18 protein-coding genes are annotated in these 20,303 nt (G+C 72.0%); 9 read left to right on the forward strand and 9 right to left on the reverse strand.

The features are described 5' to 3' along the window. Positions 1-4: 4 nt before the first annotated feature. The 4 genes from ACFXG1_RS21360 to ACFXG1_RS21375 form a co-directional block, all read right to left on the reverse strand. A complete protein-coding gene (locus tag ACFXG1_RS21360) occupies positions 5-556 on the reverse strand; it encodes a GNAT family N-acetyltransferase (RefSeq protein WP_384708018.1) in 552 nt (183 codons plus the stop codon). A 33-nt stretch (positions 557-589) separates the two neighbouring features. After that, positions 590-1,078, reverse strand: coding sequence for an SUKH-3 domain-containing protein (locus tag ACFXG1_RS21365; protein ID WP_384708015.1), 489 nt, complete (start codon positions 1,076-1,078; stop codon positions 590-592). A gap of 42 nt (positions 1,079-1,120) precedes the next feature. Further along, entirely contained in the window at positions 1,121-1,273 is a 153-nt protein-coding gene (locus ACFXG1_RS21370) for a hypothetical protein (RefSeq protein WP_384708012.1), read from the reverse strand. Between the two features lie 75 nt (positions 1,274-1,348). After that, on the reverse strand, positions 1,349-2,329 hold the full coding sequence (locus ACFXG1_RS21375) for an XRE family transcriptional regulator (RefSeq protein WP_384708009.1): 981 nt from the start codon (positions 2,327-2,329) through the stop codon (positions 1,349-1,351). Between the two features lie 177 nt (positions 2,330-2,506). Between ACFXG1_RS21375 and ACFXG1_RS21380 the strand changes: the two genes are divergently transcribed. The 3 genes from ACFXG1_RS21380 to ACFXG1_RS21390 all read left to right on the forward strand — a co-directional run bounded on the left by ACFXG1_RS21380 (position 2,507) and on the right by ACFXG1_RS21390 (position 5,376). Then, entirely contained in the window at positions 2,507-3,538 is a 1,032-nt protein-coding gene (locus ACFXG1_RS21380; protein ID WP_384744103.1) for an NAD-dependent epimerase/dehydratase family protein, read from the forward strand. A 98-nt stretch (positions 3,539-3,636) separates the two neighbouring features. Further along, positions 3,637-3,945, forward strand: coding sequence for a hypothetical protein (locus ACFXG1_RS21385; protein WP_384708004.1), 309 nt, complete (start codon positions 3,637-3,639; stop codon positions 3,943-3,945). A 210-nt stretch (positions 3,946-4,155) separates the two neighbouring features. Continuing rightward, complete coding sequence (locus tag ACFXG1_RS21390) at positions 4,156-5,376, forward strand: helix-turn-helix domain-containing protein (RefSeq protein ID WP_384708001.1); 1,221 nt, start codon at positions 4,156-4,158, stop codon at positions 5,374-5,376. 37 nt (positions 5,377-5,413) lie between these two features. Here the strand turns inward: ACFXG1_RS21390 and ACFXG1_RS21395 are convergent, their stop codons facing one another. Continuing rightward, positions 5,414-6,283 (reverse strand): phosphotransferase enzyme family protein, encoded by an 870-nt coding sequence (locus ACFXG1_RS21395; protein ID WP_384707998.1) that lies wholly within the window; start codon positions 6,281-6,283, stop codon positions 5,414-5,416. Next, positions 6,280-7,593, reverse strand: coding sequence for a helix-turn-helix domain-containing protein (locus ACFXG1_RS21400; RefSeq protein WP_384707995.1), 1,314 nt, complete (start codon positions 7,591-7,593; stop codon positions 6,280-6,282). The genes ACFXG1_RS21395 and ACFXG1_RS21400 overlap by 4 nt, the downstream gene beginning before the upstream one ends. A 474-nt stretch (positions 7,594-8,067) precedes the next feature. Between ACFXG1_RS21400 and ACFXG1_RS21405 the strand changes: the two genes are divergently transcribed. Together ACFXG1_RS21405 and ACFXG1_RS21410 are read left to right on the forward strand one after the other, a co-directional pair. Continuing rightward, on the forward strand, positions 8,068-8,235 hold the full coding sequence (locus ACFXG1_RS21405) for a hypothetical protein (RefSeq protein WP_384707992.1): 168 nt from the start codon (positions 8,068-8,070) through the stop codon (positions 8,233-8,235). A 76-nt stretch (positions 8,236-8,311) separates the two neighbouring features. Further along, entirely contained in the window at positions 8,312-8,746 is a 435-nt protein-coding gene (locus ACFXG1_RS21410) for a hypothetical protein (protein WP_384707989.1), read from the forward strand. Positions 8,747-8,797: 51 nt separating this feature from the next. Here ACFXG1_RS21410 and ACFXG1_RS21415 read toward each other — a convergent pair whose 3' ends face one another. After that, positions 8,798-9,643 (reverse strand): hypothetical protein, encoded by an 846-nt coding sequence (locus ACFXG1_RS21415; protein ID WP_384707986.1) that lies wholly within the window; start codon positions 9,641-9,643, stop codon positions 8,798-8,800. Between the two features lie 244 nt (positions 9,644-9,887). Here ACFXG1_RS21415 and ACFXG1_RS21420 point away from each other — a divergent pair, with 244 nt between their 5' ends. Further along, positions 9,888-13,154 carry a BTAD domain-containing putative transcriptional regulator gene (locus tag ACFXG1_RS21420; RefSeq protein WP_384707982.1) on the forward strand — a complete coding sequence of 1,089 codons (3,267 nt, stop codon included), beginning with the start codon at positions 9,888-9,890 and terminating at the stop codon, positions 13,152-13,154. Here the strand turns inward: ACFXG1_RS21420 and ACFXG1_RS21425 are convergent. Together ACFXG1_RS21425 and ACFXG1_RS21430 are read right to left on the reverse strand one after the other, a co-directional pair. Then, positions 13,091-14,092 carry a GNAT family N-acetyltransferase gene (locus ACFXG1_RS21425; RefSeq protein WP_384707979.1) on the reverse strand — a complete coding sequence of 334 codons (1,002 nt, stop codon included), beginning with the start codon at positions 14,090-14,092 and terminating at the stop codon, positions 13,091-13,093. The genes ACFXG1_RS21420 and ACFXG1_RS21425 overlap by 64 nt on opposite strands. Before the next feature lie 255 nt (positions 14,093-14,347). After that, the gene (locus ACFXG1_RS21430; RefSeq protein ID WP_384707976.1) at positions 14,348-15,253 is read right to left on the reverse strand and encodes an NAD(P)-dependent oxidoreductase; all 906 of its coding nucleotides are present in this window, start codon (positions 15,251-15,253) and stop codon (positions 14,348-14,350) included. A gap of 51 nt (positions 15,254-15,304) precedes the next feature. Here ACFXG1_RS21430 and ACFXG1_RS21435 point away from each other — a divergent pair, with 51 nt between their 5' ends. The 3 genes from ACFXG1_RS21435 (at position 15,305) to ACFXG1_RS21445 (ending at position 20,178) form a co-directional block, all read left to right on the forward strand. Beyond that, positions 15,305-15,670: a winged helix-turn-helix transcriptional regulator gene (locus ACFXG1_RS21435; protein ID WP_384707973.1), complete on the forward strand. Its 366-nt coding sequence runs from the start codon at positions 15,305-15,307 to the stop codon at positions 15,668-15,670. 233 nt (positions 15,671-15,903) lie between these two features. Continuing rightward, the gene (locus ACFXG1_RS21440) at positions 15,904-17,505 is read left to right on the forward strand and encodes an MFS transporter (protein WP_384707970.1); all 1,602 of its coding nucleotides are present in this window, start codon (positions 15,904-15,906) and stop codon (positions 17,503-17,505) included. Positions 17,506-17,589: 84 nt separating this feature from the next. Beyond that, positions 17,590-20,178 carry a bifunctional FO biosynthesis protein CofGH gene (locus tag ACFXG1_RS21445; protein WP_384707967.1) on the forward strand — a complete coding sequence of 863 codons (2,589 nt, stop codon included), beginning with the start codon at positions 17,590-17,592 and terminating at the stop codon, positions 20,176-20,178. Positions 20,179-20,303: the final 125 nt, after the last annotated feature.

Genomic DNA, 20,303 nt, shown 5'->3' on the forward strand with positions numbered 1-20,303 from the left:
CCCGTCAACCGGTCGCGGGCAGCCTCAACAACATGGCGTGGTACAGGTCCGGGCCCGCCCCGGGACGGGATTCCCCCACCTTGCGATAGCCCCAGGACCGGTAGGCGCCGACGGCCGCCGTGCTCTCCGGCCGTACGTTCAGCATGACCCGCTCGGCGACGACGCCGTCGAGAAGGCCGTCGTGCAGTCGCCGCGCGACACCCCGCCCGCGCCAGGGGCCACGTACCGCGAGCTCCATCAGCCCGAACGTCCGGCGCCCGTCCTCGCGCCGCGTCTCGGCGTCGACGGTCCCGTCCAGCTCGTCCCACCACACCGTGTCCGCCCCGAGGGGGAGGCCGTACGCCAGCCCCACCGGCTCGCCGTCACCGGTCCGGGCCAGGACGGCCCGGAAGCCGTCCCGCCGGGTCTGGGACCCGAACCGCCGGAACGCGGCGGCGACGTCGTCGGCGGTCTCGTTGTACGGGGCCTCCGCGAACACCTCGGCATAGACCAGCCGGAACGCGTCCTCGGCGAGGGCGGCGGACGGGCCGTCGAGACGGGTGAGGGCGATCGCCATGTCCGTCACCCTAGCCGGAGGGGATGGCTTGGTTCATGGACAGTTGGCGAGCCAGACCGCTCGCTCCGCGCGATCGACGCCACCGTCGCCGTCCACGACGTAACCCAATGCCTCGACAAGGGTCGAACCGAGATGCCACAGGACATTCGGTCCCACGGCTACGACCCGCCCGCTCGCCGCCGCGTATGCCCTGAACTGGACCGACCACATGCCCAGAGGGCTGTAGTTCTCCGCGTACCGAAGCCGGAGCGCGGAGGCTTCCGCAACCGTGTCGATACAGGCGTCAACGGGGTCTATGCGCAGTGACGACGGGGTCAAGCGGCCCGGGGCACTCCCTATCGTCAGATGCCCCAGCGCCGCCCAAACCTTGGGCGCCGCGTCGTTGAGCTCGAATCCCGCCGCCGTCAGTTGCTGCGCCCAACTCTCCGTGGAGACCCGACGACCGTACGCCCACCCGGCCGATCCAAGCGCGTCCAGCACCGAGGACCTGGAGCCCATCAGCGATTCGTTCACGGATTCCATGTGCCTCTCCGATCGGAGGTGGAGGGGTGTACGGGGAGATCCTCAGCTCAAGTGACTCCTTGCCCCATCGGAGACGCTACTCAGCCGGCCGGCCGCCTTGCCGGGGTCACCGGTCCGGGTGGGCTGATCCACCTCGAAGTCATGGCCGGTCAGTCCGCTCTCCTCCTCGACCAGGCGGGCGATGCGATAGGCCACTTCCCCTCCGTTCGTCGGCGACGGCGTTGACGGCGCCATGAGAACCGACGGACGTCCGGCGGGTACGGCGAAGGCTCAGGCCGCCCACTCGGCCAGCACTTCGCGGACACCCGGAACGTGCGGATGCTTCTTGAGGCGGCTGAGTACACCGCCGACCCATACGTCGGTGCGCGGGGAGTCGGTTCCCTTGACGAGACCGACGGCGCGGTTGGCGGAGGCGACGGCCCGGTCGAGATCCCCCGCGTCGATGTAGGAACCCGCCAGCCAGCAGGAGTACAGGGCGACTTCACGTGCGTGGGTCTCGTCGTACGGCATCCGGATGCTTTCCAGTACGGGGACGGCCCGGCGGTGCTCGCGCAGCTCGGCCCAGCAGCGCCCGGCCATGATCCGGGACTCGTCCCGGTTGATCCAGTACACCCAGTCGGGTTCGTCATCCGTGGTGGCGTCCCGGCGGTCGTGGTGGCCATCGGAGAGGCCGAGTGCCCGATCCACCCCCTGGGCGTCGCCGGTGCGGGCGCAGGCCCAGGCGAGCCGGTCGGACAGGAGCACACGGGCGGCGGGCAGCGCGTCCGCCGGTGCGAGGGTCAGGGACGCGCGGGCCATCTGCACGGCTTCCCGGGGCCGGGGGCCCGACGCGGTGAGATACGACAGCTCGGAGAGCGCGGACGCGGCGAGCGTGCGGTTGCCCGCCTGGTGGGCGGCTGTGGACGCGCGTTGGGCCAGTCGCCTGGCCTCGGCGGGCATCCCGGCGTCGAAGGCGACCCACGCGGTGAGCTGATGTGTCTCGGCGAGCACTTCCAGCATCCTGCGGCCGATCTCGTCCGTGTAGATCGCGTTGTTCAGGACGGCCTCCGTGCGACGGGCCGTGCTCACCGCGATCGGGTAGGTCGCCGCGCCGCCGGAGTAGTCGTCGAGGCGCCGGAGGTCGACGAGCGCATGTTTGAGCCGCTCGACGTCCTGCTGTCCCACCTTGCGGTTCTCATGGGCGTAGGCGTCGAGGGGAACCATCCCCGCGACGACACCCGCACCGGCACCGATGAATTCCCTGCGGTCCACTTCCGCCTCCTTCTCCTCCAGTGCCTGTACGGCCTGTGTGGAGCTCGGCGCCGAAGACCGGGACCTTCAGCACTCTCTTACATCCCCGTTCCGGGGGCGCCCAAGCGCGGCCCGCCAACGGCCGGGGCGCACTCGTGGTGGTAGTGATCCGGTGCGGTCAGTGGGAAGGATGTCCGCATGAAGGTATTGGTGCTCGGCGGTACATGGTTTCTGGGCAGAGCTGTCGCCGTCGAAGCCCTGTCGCGTGGGTGGGGCGTGAGTCTGTTCAATCGAGGCCGATCAGGGGACGCGCCCGAAGGGGTACAGCAGATCCGTGGGGATCGGACCGTGGCCGGTGATCTGACGGAGCTGGCACGACACGGGCCGTGGGACGCGGTGATCGACACATCGGCGTCGGAGTTGGCACCCCGGAGCGTATTGGCGGGCGCGACGGCCCTGGCAGCTGTGGCGGGTCGATACGTGTACGTCTCCACGGTGAATGCTTACCGGGGGTGGCCCGATGAACCGTTGACCGAGTCCTCCGAGGTACTGGACGGACCTCCGGACGCGGACATCGACTATGGGCGGCTACCGGACGGCTGGGACGGCCCCGACTGGTACTACGGCCGCCAGAAGGCGGGAGCTGAACGGGCTTCGGTGGCGGCGTTCGGGGCCACTCGGGTGGCGATTCTGCGTCCTGGCGTGATCCTGGGCCCCGGGGAGTACATCGGCCGCCTGCCGTGGTGGCTGCGCCGAGCCGACCGGGGCGGTCCGATCCTCGCCCCCGGCCCTCCGGGCAAGAGCATCCAGCCGGTCGATGTACGGGACGTGGCGGACTTCGCCCTGCGCCAGGCCACGGCATCCGGGGGTGGGAGCTACAACGTGACCGCGCCCATCGGTCGCGAGACGATGGGCGGCTTCCTCGAAGCGTGCCTACAGGCGACGGGATCCGATGGGCGGCTCGTCTGGGCCCCCGACGACTTCCTGTCGGAGCGGGGAATCCGCCAGTGGACGGAGTTGCCCCTGTGGCGGACGCACCCGGGTGTCTGGCGCATCGACTCGGCAAGAGCTCAGGCCGCCGGCCTGACATGCCGCCCGCTGTCGCAGACCGTCCATGACACCTGGAAGTGGTTGCGGGACGGCGGCAACCCCGTCGCCCACCCTCGATGGGCGGAGCACGGCCTTCCGGCGGATAAGGAGGCCGGACTCCTTTCTCAGCTCAGTACATAGGGCTCGTCACACGATCACACGCGGTGCCTCCTGAGTCGTCTCCGGCCAAAGTGGCGAAGACGGCAAAGTTCGACCCCTCGCCAGCCGATAATCGCAACATGGCCGACAGCGAAGGCGGGTGGCGCCCGCCGGGCAGCAAGCATCCCTGGATACCCCCAGGAGAAGGCGGCGGCGAGTCCTCGCCTTTGAATCGGATCGCTGGCGGTGGCGGTGGGGGACGAAGGCCAAGGAGCAAAGCAGGCTACGTTGCTTTGATCTTGCTGGCCATCTGGACCGTCTTCGCCATGCAGTGGAGAGAAAAGGACTGCTCCCTCATCCCGACGTCGTATGTACTCGTGATCACTCATGGGACCCCGAGCCTCTTTGAGGGATGTGGCGACCACGATGTCAACGTCACCGACGACTGACAGGAGCCCATAAAGCGATCTTGTTGTCGTCTCCTGGTCCAAAGTGATCCATTGTGATGCTTTGTTCGAGAGAGTGCGAGTATCCGGCGGTGGATCGCGGAAGACGCTCTGCGGACCGTGATTGAACTGATCATGAGGTGGTGGGGGCGGAACGTCCGGCACCCCTCATGGGTACCGTGATGGCAGGGTCCCGAGGGGATGGAGCTGACCATGCTGGAAGAACCCGAGGAGATCGGCCGTCGCGTCCGGCGGGCCCGGCTGCGGCTGGGGATGCCCCAGGCGGATCTCGCCGCCGCGCTCGGCCGGACCCAGGGCTGGGTGTCCAAGGTGGAACGCGGCCAGATCGAGCTGGACCGGGTCGGTCTGCTCAATGAGATGGCGGCCGAACTGCACGTCCATCCGAACGACCTGATCGGACGGCCTTACAACAGCTCTCCGGAGGAGAACCGGTGGCAGATCGCGGCCTCCGCCATCCTGCGGGAGATGCGCCGTTACGATCTCGCGCCGGTCTTCGACGGGACCCCCCGGCCCGCGCCGGAACTGTGGGGGGAGACCTCCCGACTGCACCGGCTGCGGGACGCGGCGCAGAACGTGGCGATCCTCCAGGTGCTGCCGGACCTGTTCCGGGAGGCGCGGGCGCTGGCCGAGGTCTCGGCGGGGCGCGAGCGCGAGGAGGCGTACGCGATCTACGCGGTGTGCTGCAAGTTCGCCCACACCGCCGCCCACGCCCTGGGCCATCCCGAGCTGGTGGCCATGGCATGTGAACGGGCGGCTTGGTCGGCCCGGCTCTCCGGTGATCCCGTGCTGCCCGCCGTGGCGGACTGGATGCGGGTATGGGACATGTGGGCGACCGCCGACTGGGACGACGCGCTCGCCCTGTCCGACCGGGCGCTCGGCAGCATTCAGGGCGCGTACGAGCGGGGCGAGCCGTCGGCGGTACGGGCCTGGGGGTCGTTGCAGCTACGGGCGGCCGTCTCGGCGGCGCGCGGCGGCAGGGCGGCCGAGGCGGAGGACCGCGTCGGGTTCGCCGGGGACGCCGCCGACCGGCTGGGCACCGTGCCCTTTCACGACCGGCACTCACTCACCTTCTCGGCGGGCAACGTCAGCATTCACGCCGTCAACGTGGCCCTGGAACTGGGCCACCACGGCAAAGCCCTGGCCATAGACCGGGATACCGCTCCCGGTCTCGTATCGTCCCTGCCGAGTTCACGCCGGGGCCACCACCACATGGACCTGGCCCGCGCCTGGCTGTGGGACGGCAACCGCGAAAGGGCGCTCACCGAATTGGAGACCGCCGAGCGCATCGCGCCCCAACTGGTGCGGCACCATCCCATCGCCCGCTCCACGCTCCGGAGCATCGTCTGCGCCGAACGCACATCGACCCGGGAGAAGCTGCGGCTTATGTCGAACCGGTTCCACCTCGGAGGGTAACGAGGCCGCGACGGCAGGATTCCGTGCTGCGGGGTGGTCAGTGGATTCCCCAGCGCGCGCCGTTCTCGCCCGATCGAAGTGTGTCGAGCCGGTGCCGGAACTCACGGGCGGCGGGTTCGTCGCCCCGGTCGATCCGATGGATGAACGAGCCGAGGGTGTGCAGATCGCGCATGCCCGTCAGAACGGAAAGCCCCGGCCAAGCCGCCGGATCGTAGCCATAGGCGTCGGTGAAAGCGCGGATCTCCCGCGCCGTCCGCCCGTACCGGGCGCCTTGGACCGTGTTGGCGAGGTCGAGTTCGCGGGGGCCGGTGGCGACCTCGTCCCAATCGCCCAGGCGGACCTTCGATCCGTCCCACAAAGTGTTCCCCGGATAGGCATCGCCATGAATGAGACCGATACCGAGGGGGAAGTCGAGCTGTCGGTAGCCCTTCAGAAGCACATCTATCGAGCCGACGATCCAGTCGGCGTCGTCCGAGGCGAGCACCCTGCTTTTTTCCACGGCCACTTGTAGTTGCGCCAACGGGCGGTATGGCGGGAGTTCGACCGGCGGCTGTGGAACACGGTGCAGTTTCCGGAGTAGCGCGCCGAGGGCCTCTGCCGGTGGCGGTGTGTCCGGCTGCGGGTAGTGAGTCCACAGTGTGACGACGTACGGCGGTTGCTCCAGGGGCCGGGCAAGCGGCTCCACTGAGGGAAAGCCGTGTGCGATCAGCCACTGCACCAGTTCGAATTGGGTACGAGCACGGGCTGCTTCGGCGCCCGGACGGACTCGGGCGACGGCGTCGGCTTCGGGCAGGAGAAAGACAGCGGTGGCGTGGCGGCGGAGCGGAGTGAGGCCGGCGGCCGAGATTCCCATGCGGCGGCAGGCGTCGCGGACGGCTATATCGGGGGTGTACGGCGAGGTGGTCACCGCACGGACGGTAGCGCGCCGTCACCGAGCACTTGGTAAGCGCGCGTCAGTTCGATGAGATGAATGGCTTCGGGGCGCTCACGTGCTGGTGGCTGAGTCAGGGCTCCTGTGATCGTGTGAAGCCCCAGGGCGATCTGTCGGATTCGCTTGGCTGGAGCCAGCTCCAGCAGTTCCTGAAGGACGCGGGCCGCCGTAGGGATGTCGTCCTGCCGGATACGCGCGAGGGCGATGTCGATCGTCGCCAGGGCCTCGTCACCGTACGAACGGGACTCGGGAGGCCCGTACCGGTACTGCTCCACGGCTCTGGTCGCGTAGAACTCGGCCTCGTCGTGCCGTCCGAGGAGGCTGTAGGTCGCGCCTCTGTAGTAGTCCTGCTTGGCGGACGGGAAGGTGAAGATTCCGCCGAACTCGGTGATCCCGTCAGGATCGGCGGACTCCCCCTGGGCATCGTGCATCTGGGCCAGAGCACCGGTTGCACGGCCGAGGTCACCGGCGCGTGCGGCGGTGCGCGCCTCGATCGCGGTGGCCCGGATCCGAGAGTGTCCCGCCGGAGCCAGGGCCGCGGCCCGCTCGGTGAGTTGTAGTGCGCGTGCCGGTTGGCCCGACCACTCTGCGATCAGTGCGGCTGTGGCTGCGGTCCACGCGCGGAGCGGCCGGTGGTCGATCTGCTGAGCACAGGCATTCGCTGTACGGATCTGACCGAGTGCGGCGGAGGAATGCCCGAGGTTCTGTGACGCGTGGGCCATCAGCAGGCAGGCGGTACCGGCCAGGACATACAAGTCAGCAGCATGGCCCGGTTTCTGGCGACGGCGGAGGAGACCGAACACCTCGTCGCGGATCCCGACGAGATCATTGAAGAGGGGCAGGACGGGGGTGTGCACGTATCGAATGGCGATCCGGGCGAGTGAGTCCCGCAGGTAACCGAGCTGGTCCTCATCGGTGTTTGCCGGTGTCATCAAGTCCGCGAATTCGAGGGATACGGTCACTGCCCGGTCGACCACGGCCATGTCGTCGTCCGGTGAGCCGGAACGCGTGTCCGTTTCGCGGCTCGAGCCTCTGCGCCGCTGATCGCGGGCTCTTGCCGCAGCCTTGAGGAGCGTCTCAGGCGGGACGCCACAGGAGACGGCGATGTGCACCGTGGTCTGCCGCGTGGGGATGTTCTCGTTGTTCTCGTAGCGACTGACCTCGCGTCGCGTCAGGGTGTCGCGGCCGGAGGCCGTGTTGACTGCCTCGGCCTGTTCCTCCTGGCTGCGTCCGGTATCGATACGGAGGCGGCGTAAGAGCTCTCCGAAGGATTCAGCTGATGGCATGAGGGTGACCCATCGTCCGACGACCTGGGTCCATAGTGCTCGCTCCTTCCCCCTCTGTTTCCCCCTTGACGGATTTTTCCCCCTTCGGTTTCCCCTGGGCACCGTGCGTTGACGGCGGTCTCATGGCCCCATGACCGAGAAGCGACACATCAAAGCACGGGGATATCCGGCGGCTCTCCCGGCTCTGGATTGGCCGTCCTGTCGGTGCGGTCGCCCGGAATGCCGGCCGGACGCGCGAGGGCTGCTGGCCCTGTGCGCGAGCCGGAAGGCCGGGGCATCCGTTTCCGAGGGGCCGCTGTGCAGGATCTGCCGGGTGGACGAGGGCACCCGGTGGGTGGGATCGATTCCGACATCGTCGGGGTCCGACCGGCCGGTGTACGGCTGCCCTGCGCACGCGAGTGCTCTGCGAAGGGCTGTGGAGAACACGCTGCGCGTCGCGGAGGCCCTTCTCCGCATCACACACGGAGGCACCCGGTGAGCGCCCCGACGCCCCGCGTCGAGGACTGCGTCCGGTGCGGGCGGCCCGTCGAGGCCAACGAGGAGACCGAGGTGTTCGAGGGGTTCTCCGCCTCCGGGTGCCGGCCCTCCTTGTACGCGCACCGCGACTGCGACTCCGCGACCCCGCCCGGAACGCCCCGCTGAGACCGGCCCCGGCCCGGCGGCCCCCGCGCCGGACCGGGGCCCGCATCCGAATCCGTATCGAGGAGTTGACGCGACCGTGCGCCGACTGATCGCCCGCATCATCCGGTGGCGCAGACCACCGGGGCGGCACACCGCAGGGCATCTCACCACGATCCCGGCCGGCCCGTGGTCCCGGCCCTGGAGAGGCCCCACCCAGCACGAAGCGCGCGACTTCTTCGCCCGCCAGGCCGCGAGCCCCGTGCCCACCCGGTTCCTGCACCACAAGCACCGCACGCTCTATATCGCCGCCCGGGGTGTGGACCTGCGCCGGCTCGGGCTGCTGCCCGAACCGCCGCCCGTCCGGGCCGAGACCTGCTGTGTATGCGGGCGCATCACGGCCGCCCCGGTGGCGATACGTGACGTACGCGGCCCCGACGGGCACACGCGGACCCTGTTCGCCTGCCCGCACCACATCGACGTCCGGCTGACGGGGCCCTGCCTGGACGAGCACTCCTGTCGGCGTTCCGCGTAGAGGGCGACGGTCAGGGAGTCCGGGAGTATCGGCGGCTCCTCCGGTCGGCCGTCAGCCCGCCTGAGCTTGAAGTTCCTCCGAGAGCCGCTCCGCCATCTCCCGGGCGGCTTCCAGCCGGGGGTCTTGAGGGTCGGCGCAGGGGCCGAGGATCTTCGCGGCGGTGAACAGCGTCATCAGCTTGCCGTCCCGGCTCTCCAGATCGTCACGCCGCTCCTTGCGGACGCGGTCGGCCAGGGCCGGGACGGCGAGGGACGCGCCCCACAGGCTTGCCGCGTCCAGGCCGCGCGGGGCCATGCCCCAGTCCTCCCAGTCGAATACGCAGAACGTGGGGGCTGTCATGTTCGCCCAGTTGACATCCGCGTGAGACGGGCGCCATTCGCTGACGGACGTATCGACGTCGGGGAAGACGTTGTGGATCGTTCCCGTGACCAGTTCCTGTGTGAGGGTCTCGGTATCCGGTGTCGCGATCCGGTTGGTGTGCTGTGCGGCGAGGGCATCCATGGAGGCATTCATGGCGGTCCACCACTCCTCGGAGAGCTGCGGCTCATCCGCGATCACGGCGCTGCCCACCGGCGGCCCGGGCAGCAGCTCCGTCTCGTCCGCCTGCCACACCACCGGTTCCGTCGTGTCCCGCCATGCGACGCCGCCGAGCCAGGCCGGTTTCGCGATCCCGGTCAGGGCCTCGGCCGACGCGGTGCCGTCCCCACCTTGCGCCCCGATCCGGTCGAGCCCGCGCCGCTCGATACCGACCCATGTGCCACGGTCCGTACGCGCCCCCAGGGACCGCCGCTTACGCACCACCGACTCCTGGTCCAGAAGCACTCCCAGGGACCGTTCCACACGGTCGAGTACGGTTTCCACGGGCTCCCTGCGTAGATCCACCGAGCGCGGCGTCATACGCCAGAACGTAGCGCGAAGTCGTGTCGTCGTGCCGATGTGGGGCGCTCGCCGCCGATGCGCCGACGCCTAGGGAGTTTCTTTCGGATCAGGCCGGATCAGTGAGCGGGGTCTGGTGCCGTGGATCGCAAGGCGGAGGATGGAGTCCACGCGGAGCGTAGGCGACTGACGACAACGCGGCGAGGCGCGGTGCCAGGGCACGCGAGCCCGGCAAGATCCGAAAGAGACGACCTAGTCTGGTCATATGCGTTACGGGGTGTTGGGACCGCTCGTCGTCCGGGGTGTGGACGGGGAGGTCGTCGGGGTGTCCGGGGCCCGGGTGCGGGCCCTGTTGGTGTGTCTGCTCGTGGCGCCGGGGCGGGTCGTCGGGGAGGAGCGGCTCGTGGACGAGCTGTGGGGGGAGGACGCGCCGCCCGAGCATCCGCGCAACGCGCTCCAGGGGCAGGTCTCCCGGCTGCGGGCCGTGCTGGAGCGGGCGTTCGGGCCCGGGGGGCGGGGGCTCGTCGTGCGGGAGGCGGCGGGGTACCGGCTGCGGGTTGCTGAGGGCGAGGTGGACTCCGAGGTCTTCCGCGACCTGGTGCGGCGGGCGCGGGACGAGGGGGATGCCGGGGCGCGGGAGCGGCTGCTCGCCGACGCGCTCGGGCTGTGGCGCGGGGACGCCTTCGCCGGGTACGCCGAGCTGGCCCACGTCCTGGCCGCCGCCCGGCGGCTGGAGGAGGAGCGGCTCGGGGCCGTGGAGGAGCGGCTGGCGATCCGGGACGGCCGCGGGGAGGGCGCCGGACTGGTCGGTGAGGTGGAGGCCCTCGTCGCCGCGTATCCGCTGCGCGAGAAGCTCCGCGTACTGCAACTGCGTGCCTTGTACCGGGCCGGGCGGCAGACCGAGGCACTCGCCGCGTACGAGGAGTTCCGGCGGCGGCTCGACGAGGAGCTGGGGCTGCTGCCGGGGCCGGAGCTCGTCCGGGCGCAGCGGGCCGTCCTCAGCCACGAGCCCGGCAAGGAGCGGGATGCGGTGCCCGCCGTCGTCGGTGCGCTGCCCGCGCCCGTCGCCCGGCTCGTCGGGCGGGACGCCCTCGTCGCCGAGGTCACCGGGCTGCTGGCGCAGTCGCGTCTGGTGACGCTCACCGGGCCCGGCGGGGTCGGCAAGACACGGCTCGCGGTGGAGGTCGGGCACGCCGTACGGGGCGACTTCCCCGGCGGCGCCCGGCTCGTCGGACTGGCCGGAGTCAGGCCCGGCGGAGGGCCCGGTGGCGGGGCCGGCGGCGGGGACGACGCCGTCGCCGGGGCGCTCACCGCGGCGCTTGGGCTGCGGGAGTCGTCCGTCGCCGGGATCGCCCGCGCCCTGGGGGACCGCCGGGTGCTGCTCGTCCTCGACAACTGCGAGCACTTGGTGGAGCCCGTCGCCGACGTCGTCGCCGCCCTGCTGCCCGCCGCTCCCGGTCTGACCGTCCTCGCGACCAGCCAGGAGGCGTTGGGAATACCGGGGGAGACCGCCCGCCCCGTCGAGCCGCTGCCGGGAGCCGACGCGGTCCGGCTGTTCCTGGCCCGTGCCGCCCTGCCGCCCGGCTACGGCGACGACCCCGCCGACCTGGCCGCCGTCACGGCCCTCTGCCGCAGGCTCGACGGCATCCCCCTCGCCCTCGAACTCGCCGCCGCCCGCGCCCGTACCCTCGGCGTCCACGGGCTCCTCGCCCGGCTCGACGACCGGTTCACCGTCCTGTCCGGCGGCGGACTGCGCGGGCTGCCCGCCCGGCAGCGGACCCTGCGGGCCGTCGTCGACTGGAGCTGGGACCTGCTGACCGACGCCGAACGCCGCGTCCTGCGACGCCTCTCCGTCCAGGCCGAAGGGCTGTCCCCGGAGGCCGCGGAAGCCGTCTGTGCCGCGGCCGACCTGCGCCGGGAGGACGTCCCCGACCTGCTGGGGCGCCTCGTCGAGCGGTCCCTCGTCGTCCTCGCCGACCGGTCCGAAGGACCCGTGTACCGGCTGCTGGAGTCCGTGAAGCAGTACGCCCGTGAGCGGCTGTACGCCGCCGGGGCCGACGAGTCCGCCGACGTACGACACCGCCATCTGGTCCACCACACGGACCTGGCGCTGCGCACGGCGCCCCTCCTCCACGGCGCCGGACAACCCCGCGCCCTGGCCCGTCTCGACGCTGCGGGCGCCGAGATCCGGTTCGCCCTGGAGCACGCGCTGGAGGATGCGCCGGACGACGCCTCGGAGGGTGGCGACGCGGGGCGCGCCCTGCGGGCCGTCGACGCGCTCGCCTGGTACTGGATCCTGCGCGGGCGGCCCGTGGAGGCCCGGACCCTGCTGGACCGGGCGATCGCCCTCCCCGGCGGCACCCGCGCCGAACGGGCGCGGGCCGTGGTGTGGCGTACCGGCGTCGCCCTTCTGGAAGGCGACGTCGGCGGCGGCGCCGAACGGATCCGGGCCGCCCTCGCGCCCTACACGACCGGCGAGGCCGACGACCCCCGGGGACATGCCCGCGCCCTGTGGTTCCTGGGAGCCGCCCAGCTCGGCGCCGGGGACACCGGCACCGGTGAGGAACTCCTCGACCGCGCCGTCGCCGCGCATACGGCCCTGGGCGCCGACGACGACGCCCGGTGGGGGACCGCGGCGGCGCTCGCCGTACGGGCCCGGCACGCCCTCGCCCGGGGCGACCTCGGCGCCGCCCGCGCCGACGGCGAGCGCGCCGCCGGGATCTTCACGGAGCTCGGCGACCCCTGGGGCCGGTTGCAGACCGTGTTCCCGCTGGCGACGCTCCACGAGATCGCCGGCGAGTACGAGCGGGCCGCCGCCCTCCACCGCGACGGCCTCGCCCTCGCCGAACGCTTCGGCCTCGGCGTCGAGGCCGCCAAACGCCGTACCGGCCTCGGCCGTCTCGCCCTCCTCACCGGCGACCACACGGCCGCCCGCGACCACCACGAACACGCCCTGCGCATCGCCCGGGAGCAGAACTTCCGCGACGGCGAGTCCGACGCCCGGCTCGGTCTCGCGCTCGGCGCCCGCCGCACGGGCGAGTTCGCGGCCGCCGAGACCCATCTGCGGGCGCTGCTGACCTGGTTCGACGACGCGGCGTACGGGCCCGGCCGCGCGCTGGTCCTGGCCGAGCTGGGGTTCGTCGCGGAGGAAAGGGGCGACGCCGGGACCGCGTACACGTGCCATCGGGACGGTCTCGCCGTCGCCCGTGAGCTGGGCGACCCGCGGGCCCTGGCGCTGGCGCTGGAGGGGCTCGCGGGCGCGCACACCCTGGCGGGGGACCCGGAACGGGCCGCCGTCCTGCTGGGGGCGGCGGCCTCGGCCCGGGACTCGGTCGGCGCTCCGCTGCCCGCCGCCGAACGCCGCGACGTGGAACGGGTGTCGGCCGCCGCCCGCGCGGCGCTCGGCGGGTCCGCGTACGACGGCGCCTACGGGCGGGGCGCGGCGCTGGAACCGGACGCGGCGGCCGACTATGCGGCGGTACGTCCCCCGCCCGGGCCCCTGCCCGGTCCCCCGCTCCCGCCCGGTCCGTAGCCTTCCAGCTCCCGCTGGAACTGCCATGACGTGTGCGTGAACCGGTAGCCCAGGCGTTCGTTCACCCGCCGCATCGCGCCGTTCGCGGCGGCCGTGTCGGTGACCAGACCCGCCCGGCCCGGGGCGTGGCCCCGTGCGTGCAGGATTGATTCGGCCTTCATCCGGAGCGCCAGGCCGCGCCCCCGGTGGTCCGGGAGGACGGCCGTCCCGTAGTGGATGCCGTCGCCCCCGTCGCAGGGGAAGACCAGCTCGGTGAAGCCGATGACCGAACCGGCGGAACCACCGGTGACGTCCACCGCGGCGACCGTGTGCAGCAGATCGCCGCGCTCCTCGACGCGCCGCGCCACCTCCCTTACCCGCTCCTCGTCCCAGACGACGGTCCCGAGGTCGGCGTCCTCCGTCGGCATGTCGTCCATCGCGCGGCGGGCGGCCGTGAACGTCGCGGCCAGCGCGTCGGGTACGGTCCCCGACCACGACGTCAGCCGGTAGCCGGTGGGCGCGTCCGCGACGATCCGGGCGAGCGCGTCCGGATCGGCGTCGGCGAGCGCGAGGCGGGCGTGGAGGAGGGTGAGTACGGTACGGAAGCCCCGCGCGGCCAGGAAGCCGGCGCCGGGCGACTCCGCGTCGGCCCCGGCGAGAACGGAGCGGCGGCCGTCCTCGCGGGCGGCGGCCAGGGCCTCGTCGAGGAGACGCGTACCGACACCGCGACGGCGGTCGGCGGGCTCGACGTCGATCCGGAGTTCGGCGAGAGCGCGTCGGCCGGGGTCGGGGAAGAGCCGCAGGGACGCCGTACCGCGTGGGACGCCGTCGCGGTCCGAGGCGACGAGGGTCAGCCGGTCGTCGCCGGGGGCGGCGGCGGAGGTGGTGACGCGTAGGGGGCGCTGCTCAGCGCCGGATGCCGGGAATGGCGGGAGGGCCGGGAGTTCCGGAGATGACAAGGGTGCTCCGTCGTGATGCTGATGCTGATGCGGGGCAGTGGGCGATGGGGTGGTTCGCGGCGGCGGCTCGGTTCGCATGCGTACGCATCTGCCGTACACCTCCTTGTCGTCGGAACGGCCGGGTGGCGTGCGGACGGTACGGCCCCGGGGCCGTACCGCGCAACACTTTTCCGGCGGAGGCGACGAGGCGCACGCGGCCCCCGCCTCAAGTCCCCTGTCCCGACCCCGCCCCGCCCCCGAGGCGCGCGGCCCGGCTCAGAGCTTGTCGCGGCGGCCCATCAGCTCGGCCAGGCGGGTCAGTTCGTCGCCGCCGTGGCCCAGGCCGATGGCTCGGCGGGTCAGGCCCTCCGCCGCGCGCATCACGCTCGCGTCGATGCCGTGGGCCTCGGAGGCATGGACGATGTGCGCCATCGTCGACGCCGACGAGGTGAGCGGGTTGACCGTGGCGGCGTAGGTGCCGTTGTCCACCTCGACCGCCGCCTGGTCGAAGGACGGCGGCAGGATGGCCGCGATGCCCTTCGCGAAGGGCGCCAGTTCCCGGGCGCTGATCCCCTCGGCGCGGGCGATCGCCAGCGCGTGCATATAGCCGGTCATCGCGGTCCACCAGATGTCCAGCAGCGCGATATCGAAGGCGGCCGCCCGGCCGATGTCCTCGCCGAGGTGGGTGTGGTTGCCGCCCAGCGCGTCCAGGACGGGCCGGTGCTCGTCGTACAGCTCCCGCGAGCCGCTGTAGATGAACACACCGTCCGGCGTGCCGATGGTGGTGGTCGGTGTCATGATCGCGCCGTCGAGGTAGCGCACCCCGTGCCCGGCGGCCCACTCCGCCGCCTCCCGGGCGCGGCCGGGGATGTCGGCCGACAGATTGATCACGGTACGGCCCTTGAGCGCGGCCGTGACGCCGGGGCGGCGCAGAACGGAGTCCGCGGCGTCGTAGTCGACCACACTGACGACGGTCAGCGGGCTTGCGGCGACCGCCTCCTCGGCGGATCCCGCGCCGATCGCGCCGCGGGCGACCAGCTCCCGGTCCCGGCCCGGGGTGCGGTTCCAGACCGTGGTGGCCACCCCGGCATCCAGGAAGGCGGCGGCCAGCGCCCGGCCCATCGGGCCGAGACCGATCACCGTGACGGCAGACTGGGGGGTGTGGTGCGGATGTGCGGACATGCTTCGGCTCCCGTACGGATCAGATGATTTCGATGACAGGGGGTGGTGGTGATGACGCGTGGACGGGCTCAGGACCCGGATGTGTGCGGGGTGACCGCCGCGATCGCGGTGATCGACGGCAAGTGGAAGACGGCTCTGCTCTGGGCCCTCGAATCCGGCCCGCGCCGCCCCGGCGAACTGCGCCGGAAGCTGCCGGGCCTGACCGAGAAGGTCCTGACCAACGCGCTGCGCGAGATGGAGACCGACGGACTGGTGCACCGAGAGGTGTACGACGTCCTGCCGCTCAAGACCGTGTACTCCCTGACGGAGTTCGGGGTGGAACTCTCCGAGGCCCTGGCCCCCGTGGCGGACTGGGGCTACCGCCGTCTGGACCGGCTCGCCGCGGAGAGGTCCGCCGACGAACACCCGGCCTCCTGACCTCTCAACGCCTCCCGTCCTGGTTCTCGGCTCCCGGTCCGACCGCTCGGCCCCGCGGCCTCGCACCACCAGGTTGCCCCGGCGGCCGTCCGCCGCCAAGTACCCACAAAAAGGTGGCTACTCTTCCGGGACCGGGGCGGGCCGGGCCGGACCGGGGTCGGGGCTCTTCGCAGGGGGAAGCACCCCGGTAAATCGCTGGTGGAAGGCCCGACCGGGTCGGCACGGTGGAACCCATGCCCCCCGAACCCGCAGATACGCCCCGGATATCCGTTACATCCCCAACCGTCGTCGGACCGACGGGTCAGGATCCCCGGCGCGAGGCCGTCCCACCGCCGCCCGGACTCTGGCGGGACCGCGGCTTCCGCGCGTTCTTCACCTCCGTCAGCCTCAGCCTGCTCGCCACCAACGTCAACTACATCGCGGTACCCCTGATCGCGGTCCTCGCCCTCGGCGCAGGGCCCGGGCAGGTCGGGCTGCTGGCGACCCTGGGCACGGTCGCGTTCCTGCTCATCGGATTGCCCGCGGGGGCCTGGCTGGACCGGCTCGACCATCGCCGGGTGATGATCTGCGCCGAACTGACCCGATCCGCGGTCTTCCTCTCCGTACCGCTGGCGTGGGCGCTGGACGCGCTCACGCTGTGGCAGTTGTACGCGGTGACGCTGATCGGCGGCTGCGCGATGGTCTTCTTCGACGTGGGGACCCAGAGCGTGCTGCCGGGCCTGGTGGGGCCCGAGCGGCTGATCCGGGCCAATACGGCGGTGGTGACCGTGCAGGCGACGGGTCAGGTCGCGGGGCGGGGCGCGGGCGGGCTGGTGATCGCGGCACTGTCGGCGCCCCTGGCGGCCCTGGCGACGGGGGTGCTGCATCTGGCGTCGGCGCTACGACTCACCACGATCCGGAACCTGTCCGGCGCGAGGTCCGGCGCGAAGGCCGGACGGTCCGGACGGTCCGGCGCCGAGTCCGGACGCGCGCCCGGTGGCCCCGGCGGACGGCGCCACGGTACGGGTCCCGGGCTCGCGGCCGAGATCACGGAGGGACTGCGGCACGTACTCGGCCGCCGGGAACTGCTGGCGCTCGTGGTCGTCGGGATGATGACCAACCTCGGCGGGCAGTTCGTGATGGCCCTGATGCCGGTCCTGTTCACCCGGGAGCTGGGCCTCTCGGCCGGAGCGCTGGGCCTGTTCTACTCGGTGAGCGGGATCGGGATCTTCCTCGGCGCCCGGCTGGCGCGACCGCTGGGGGAGCGGCTCGGCTACGGCCGGGCCCTCATGGTGTCCGGGCTTCTGCTCGCCCCGACCGCCCTGCTGATACCGCTGGTCGACCGCGGCTGGTGGCTGGGGCTCGCCGCCCTCGGCCTGCTGCTGGAGTGCGTACGCGTCGGCGTCTTCAACGTCCTCGGGGTCACCCTGCGGCAGAGCCTGACGCCCGCCGACCTCCTCGGCCGCATGAACGCCACGTTCCGGTTCCTCTTCTTCGGGGCGCTGGCGGTGGGGGCGGCGCTCGCGGGCGTGATCGGGCAGTACGCGAGCATTCGTACGGCGCTGTGGACGGGCGCCGTGATCGTGACACTGGTCGCCGCGCCACCGCTGATCTGGCTGCGCGGCGGGCCGTTCTGGCGCGGGGGCCCGGCGACGGCGGCGCGGGCGGCGGCGGGCGCGGAGCCAGTGTCGGCGAAGGAACCGGCGGCGGGCGCGGAGCCGGTGGCGGCGAAGGAGCCGGTGGCGGCGAGGGAACCGGTGGCGGCGAGGGAACCGGCCGGACCGGCGGCGGGCGCGGGGACGACGGAGGGCAAGGATTCGGCCGTGCCGCCGCGTCCGACGCCATCACGGGATTAAACGAGGGGCCCGCATGTTGTCGACTACATGCCCACTTCACAGCCACCCACCGGGGAGCCGGCCCCGCGCTCGTATCCTCGAACCATGACAGACGACCAGGTCGGGCGGCCCACCGCCAACGCCATGCGGCGCGCCCTCAAACGCGCCCGGGACGGAGTCGCCCTCGACGTGACCGAGGCGGCGGTGCTGCTGCGGGCACGCGGCGACGATCTGGCCGACCTGTGCGCGTCGGCGGGCCGGGTGCGGGACGCGGGCCTGGAAGCCGCGGGCCGCCCCGGGGTCATCACGTACTCGAAGAGCGTCTTCATCCCCCTGACCCGCCTCTGCCGGGACAAGTGCCACTACTGCACCTTCGTGACCGTGCCCGGCAAGCTCCGCCGTGAGGGCCACGGGATGTTCATGTCGCCGGACGAGGTGCTCGCCGTCGCCCGGCGCGGGGCCGAGCTGGGCGTCAAGGAAGCCCTCATCACCCTCGGCGACAAGCCGGAGGACCGCTGGCCGGAGGCCCGGGAGTGGCTGGAGGCCGAGGGATACGACTCCACGATCGACTATGTACGGGCGATGTCGATCCGCATCCTGGAGGAGACGGGTCTGCTGCCCCACCTCAATCCGGGCGTCATGAGCTGGACCGACTTCCAGAAGCTGAAGCCCGTCGCCCCCTCCATGGGCATGATGCTGGAGACCACCGCGACCCGGCTGTGGAGCGAGCCCGGCGGGCCGCATCACGGCTCGCCCGACAAGGAACCCGCCGTACGGCTTCGGGTGCTGGAGGACGCGGGCCGCAGCTCCGTCCCCTTCACCAGCGGACTCCTCATCGGCATCGGCGAGACGTACGAGGAGCGCGCCGAGTCCCTGTTCGCCCTGCGCCGGATCGCCCGCGCCTACCACGGCATCCAGGAGCTGATCCTCCAGAACTTCCGTGCCAAGCCCGATACGGCGATGCGCGGTATGCCGGACGCCGAACTGGACGAGCTGGTCGCCACCGTCGCCGTCGCCCGGCACATCATGGGCCCCACCGCCTGCCTCCAGGCCCCGCCCAACCTGGTGGACGGGGAGTTCGCCCGGCTGATCGCGGCCGGGATCGACGACTGGGGCGGGGTCTCCCCGCTCACCATCGACCACGTCAACCCGGAGCGCCCGTGGCCCCGGATCGACGCCCTCACCGAGCAGTCGGCGGCGGCGGGCTTCCGCCTCGAAGAGCGGCTCTGCGTCTATCCGGAGTTCGTCCGGCGCGGCGAACCCTGGCTCGACCCCCGGCTGATGCCGCACGTCGACGCGCTCGCCGACCCGGAGACCGGGCTCGCCAGGCCCGACGCCCGGCCCGTCGGGCTGCCCTGGCAGGAGCCCGACGAGTCCTTCACGGCCACCGCGAGCGGCCGGACGGACCTCCACCGCACCATCGACACCGAGGGCCGCACCGGGGACCGCCGCGACGACTTCGACGACGTATACGGGGACTGGGAGGCGCTACGTGAGGCCGCCGTGCCCGGGATGGCCCCCGAGCGGATCGACACCGATGTACGGGACGCGCTGCGCACCGCCGCCGACGACCCGACCCGGCTCACCGACGGCGAGGCCCTCGCCCTGCTGCACGCGGAGGGCCCGGCGCTGGACGCGCTCACCCGGATCGCCGACGAGCTGCGCCGTTCCGTCGTCGGTGACGATGTGACGTACGTCGTCACCCGGAACATCAACTTCACCAACATCTGCTACACCGGCTGCCGGTTCTGCGCCTTCGCCCAGCGCCGTACGGACGCCGACGCCTACACCCTCTCCCTCGACCAGGTCGCCGACCGGGCCGAGCAGGCGTGGGACGTGGGCGCGGTCGAGGTCTGCATGCAGGGGGGCATCCACCCCGACCTGCCCGGCACGGCGTACTTCGACATCGCGCGCGCCGTGAAGGAACGCGTCCCCGGGATGCACGTCCACGCCTTCTCCCCGATGGAGGTCGTCAACGGCGCCTCCCGGACCGGGATGTCGATCGAGGACTGGCTGACGGCCGCGAAGGAGGCGGGTCTCGACTCCGTGCCGGGGACGGCGGCGGAGATCCTCGACGACGAGGTCCGGTGGATCCTCACCAAGGGCAAGCTGCCCGCCGCGACCTGGATCGAGGTGATCTCCACGGCGCACCGGCTGGGGCTCCGCTCCTCGTCCACGATGATGTACGGCCATGTCGACCAGCCCCGGCACTGGCTGGGCCATCTCCGTACCCTGGCCCGGATGCAGCAGGAGACCGGCGGGTTCACCGAGTTCGTGACGCTGCCGTTCATCCACACCAACGCGCCCGTGTACCTGGCCGGGATCGCCCGCCCCGGACCCACGATCCGGGACAACCGCGCGGTGACCGCGATGGCCCGGCTGCTGCTCCACCCCCACATCACCAATATCCAGACGAGCTGGGTCAAGCTGGGCGCGGAGGGTGCGGCGGAGATGCTCCGCTCCGGCGCCAACGACCTCGGCGGCACCCTGATGGAGGAGACCATCTCCCGGATGGCGGGCTCGCGTTACGGCTCGTACCGCTCGATCAAGGACTTGGTCGCGATCGCGGAGCTGGCGGGCCGACCGGCGAAGCCCAGGACGACGTTGTACGGGGAGGTGCCCGAGGAGCGGATCCGCGCGGCGGAGGCGTCGGACGGCCATCTGCCGAAGCTGCTGCCGCTGACGACGGACTGAGACCGGAACGGGGCGGGGGCGGGTCTCCCCCCCCCGCCCCCGACCAGCCCCGACCCCCCCCCCCGGCCGACGCCCGGACCCGCGGTCAAGCGGACCGTCCCGAAAAACTCCCCCAAGTCCGCCGC

It is taken from the genome of Streptomyces sp. NPDC059248 (assembly GCF_042753905.1).
Classification (GTDB): Bacteria; Actinomycetota; Actinomycetes; order Streptomycetales; family Streptomycetaceae; genus Streptomyces.

Coding starts and splice junctions, on each gene's coding strand:
- ACFXG1_RS21360 (WP_384708018.1), bottom strand. CDS start 556: ATGGCGATCGCCCTCACCCGTCTCGACGGCCCGTCCGCCGCCCTCGCC.
- ACFXG1_RS21365 (WP_384708015.1), bottom strand. CDS start 1,078: ATGGAATCCGTGAACGAATCGCTGATGGGCTCCAGGTCCTCGGTGCTG.
- ACFXG1_RS21380 (WP_384744103.1), top strand. CDS start 2,507: ATGAAGGTATTGGTGCTCGGCGGTACATGGTTTCTGGGCAGAGCTGTC.
- ACFXG1_RS21385 (WP_384708004.1), top strand. CDS start 3,637: ATGGCCGACAGCGAAGGCGGGTGGCGCCCGCCGGGCAGCAAGCATCCC.
- ACFXG1_RS21390 (WP_384708001.1), top strand. CDS start 4,156: ATGCTGGAAGAACCCGAGGAGATCGGCCGTCGCGTCCGGCGGGCCCGG.
- ACFXG1_RS21400 (WP_384707995.1), bottom strand. CDS start 7,593: ATGCCATCAGCTGAATCCTTCGGAGAGCTCTTACGCCGCCTCCGTATC.
- ACFXG1_RS21415 (WP_384707986.1), bottom strand. CDS start 9,643: ATGACGCCGCGCTCGGTGGATCTACGCAGGGAGCCCGTGGAAACCGTA.
- ACFXG1_RS21420 (WP_384707982.1), top strand. CDS start 9,888: ATGCGTTACGGGGTGTTGGGACCGCTCGTCGTCCGGGGTGTGGACGGG.
- ACFXG1_RS21430 (WP_384707976.1), bottom strand. CDS start 15,253: ATGTCCGCACATCCGCACCACACCCCCCAGTCTGCCGTCACGGTGATC.
- ACFXG1_RS21435 (WP_384707973.1), top strand. CDS start 15,305: ATGACGCGTGGACGGGCTCAGGACCCGGATGTGTGCGGGGTGACCGCC.
- ACFXG1_RS21440 (WP_384707970.1), top strand. CDS start 15,904: ATGCCCCCCGAACCCGCAGATACGCCCCGGATATCCGTTACATCCCCA.
- ACFXG1_RS21445 (WP_384707967.1), top strand. CDS start 17,590: ATGACAGACGACCAGGTCGGGCGGCCCACCGCCAACGCCATGCGGCGC.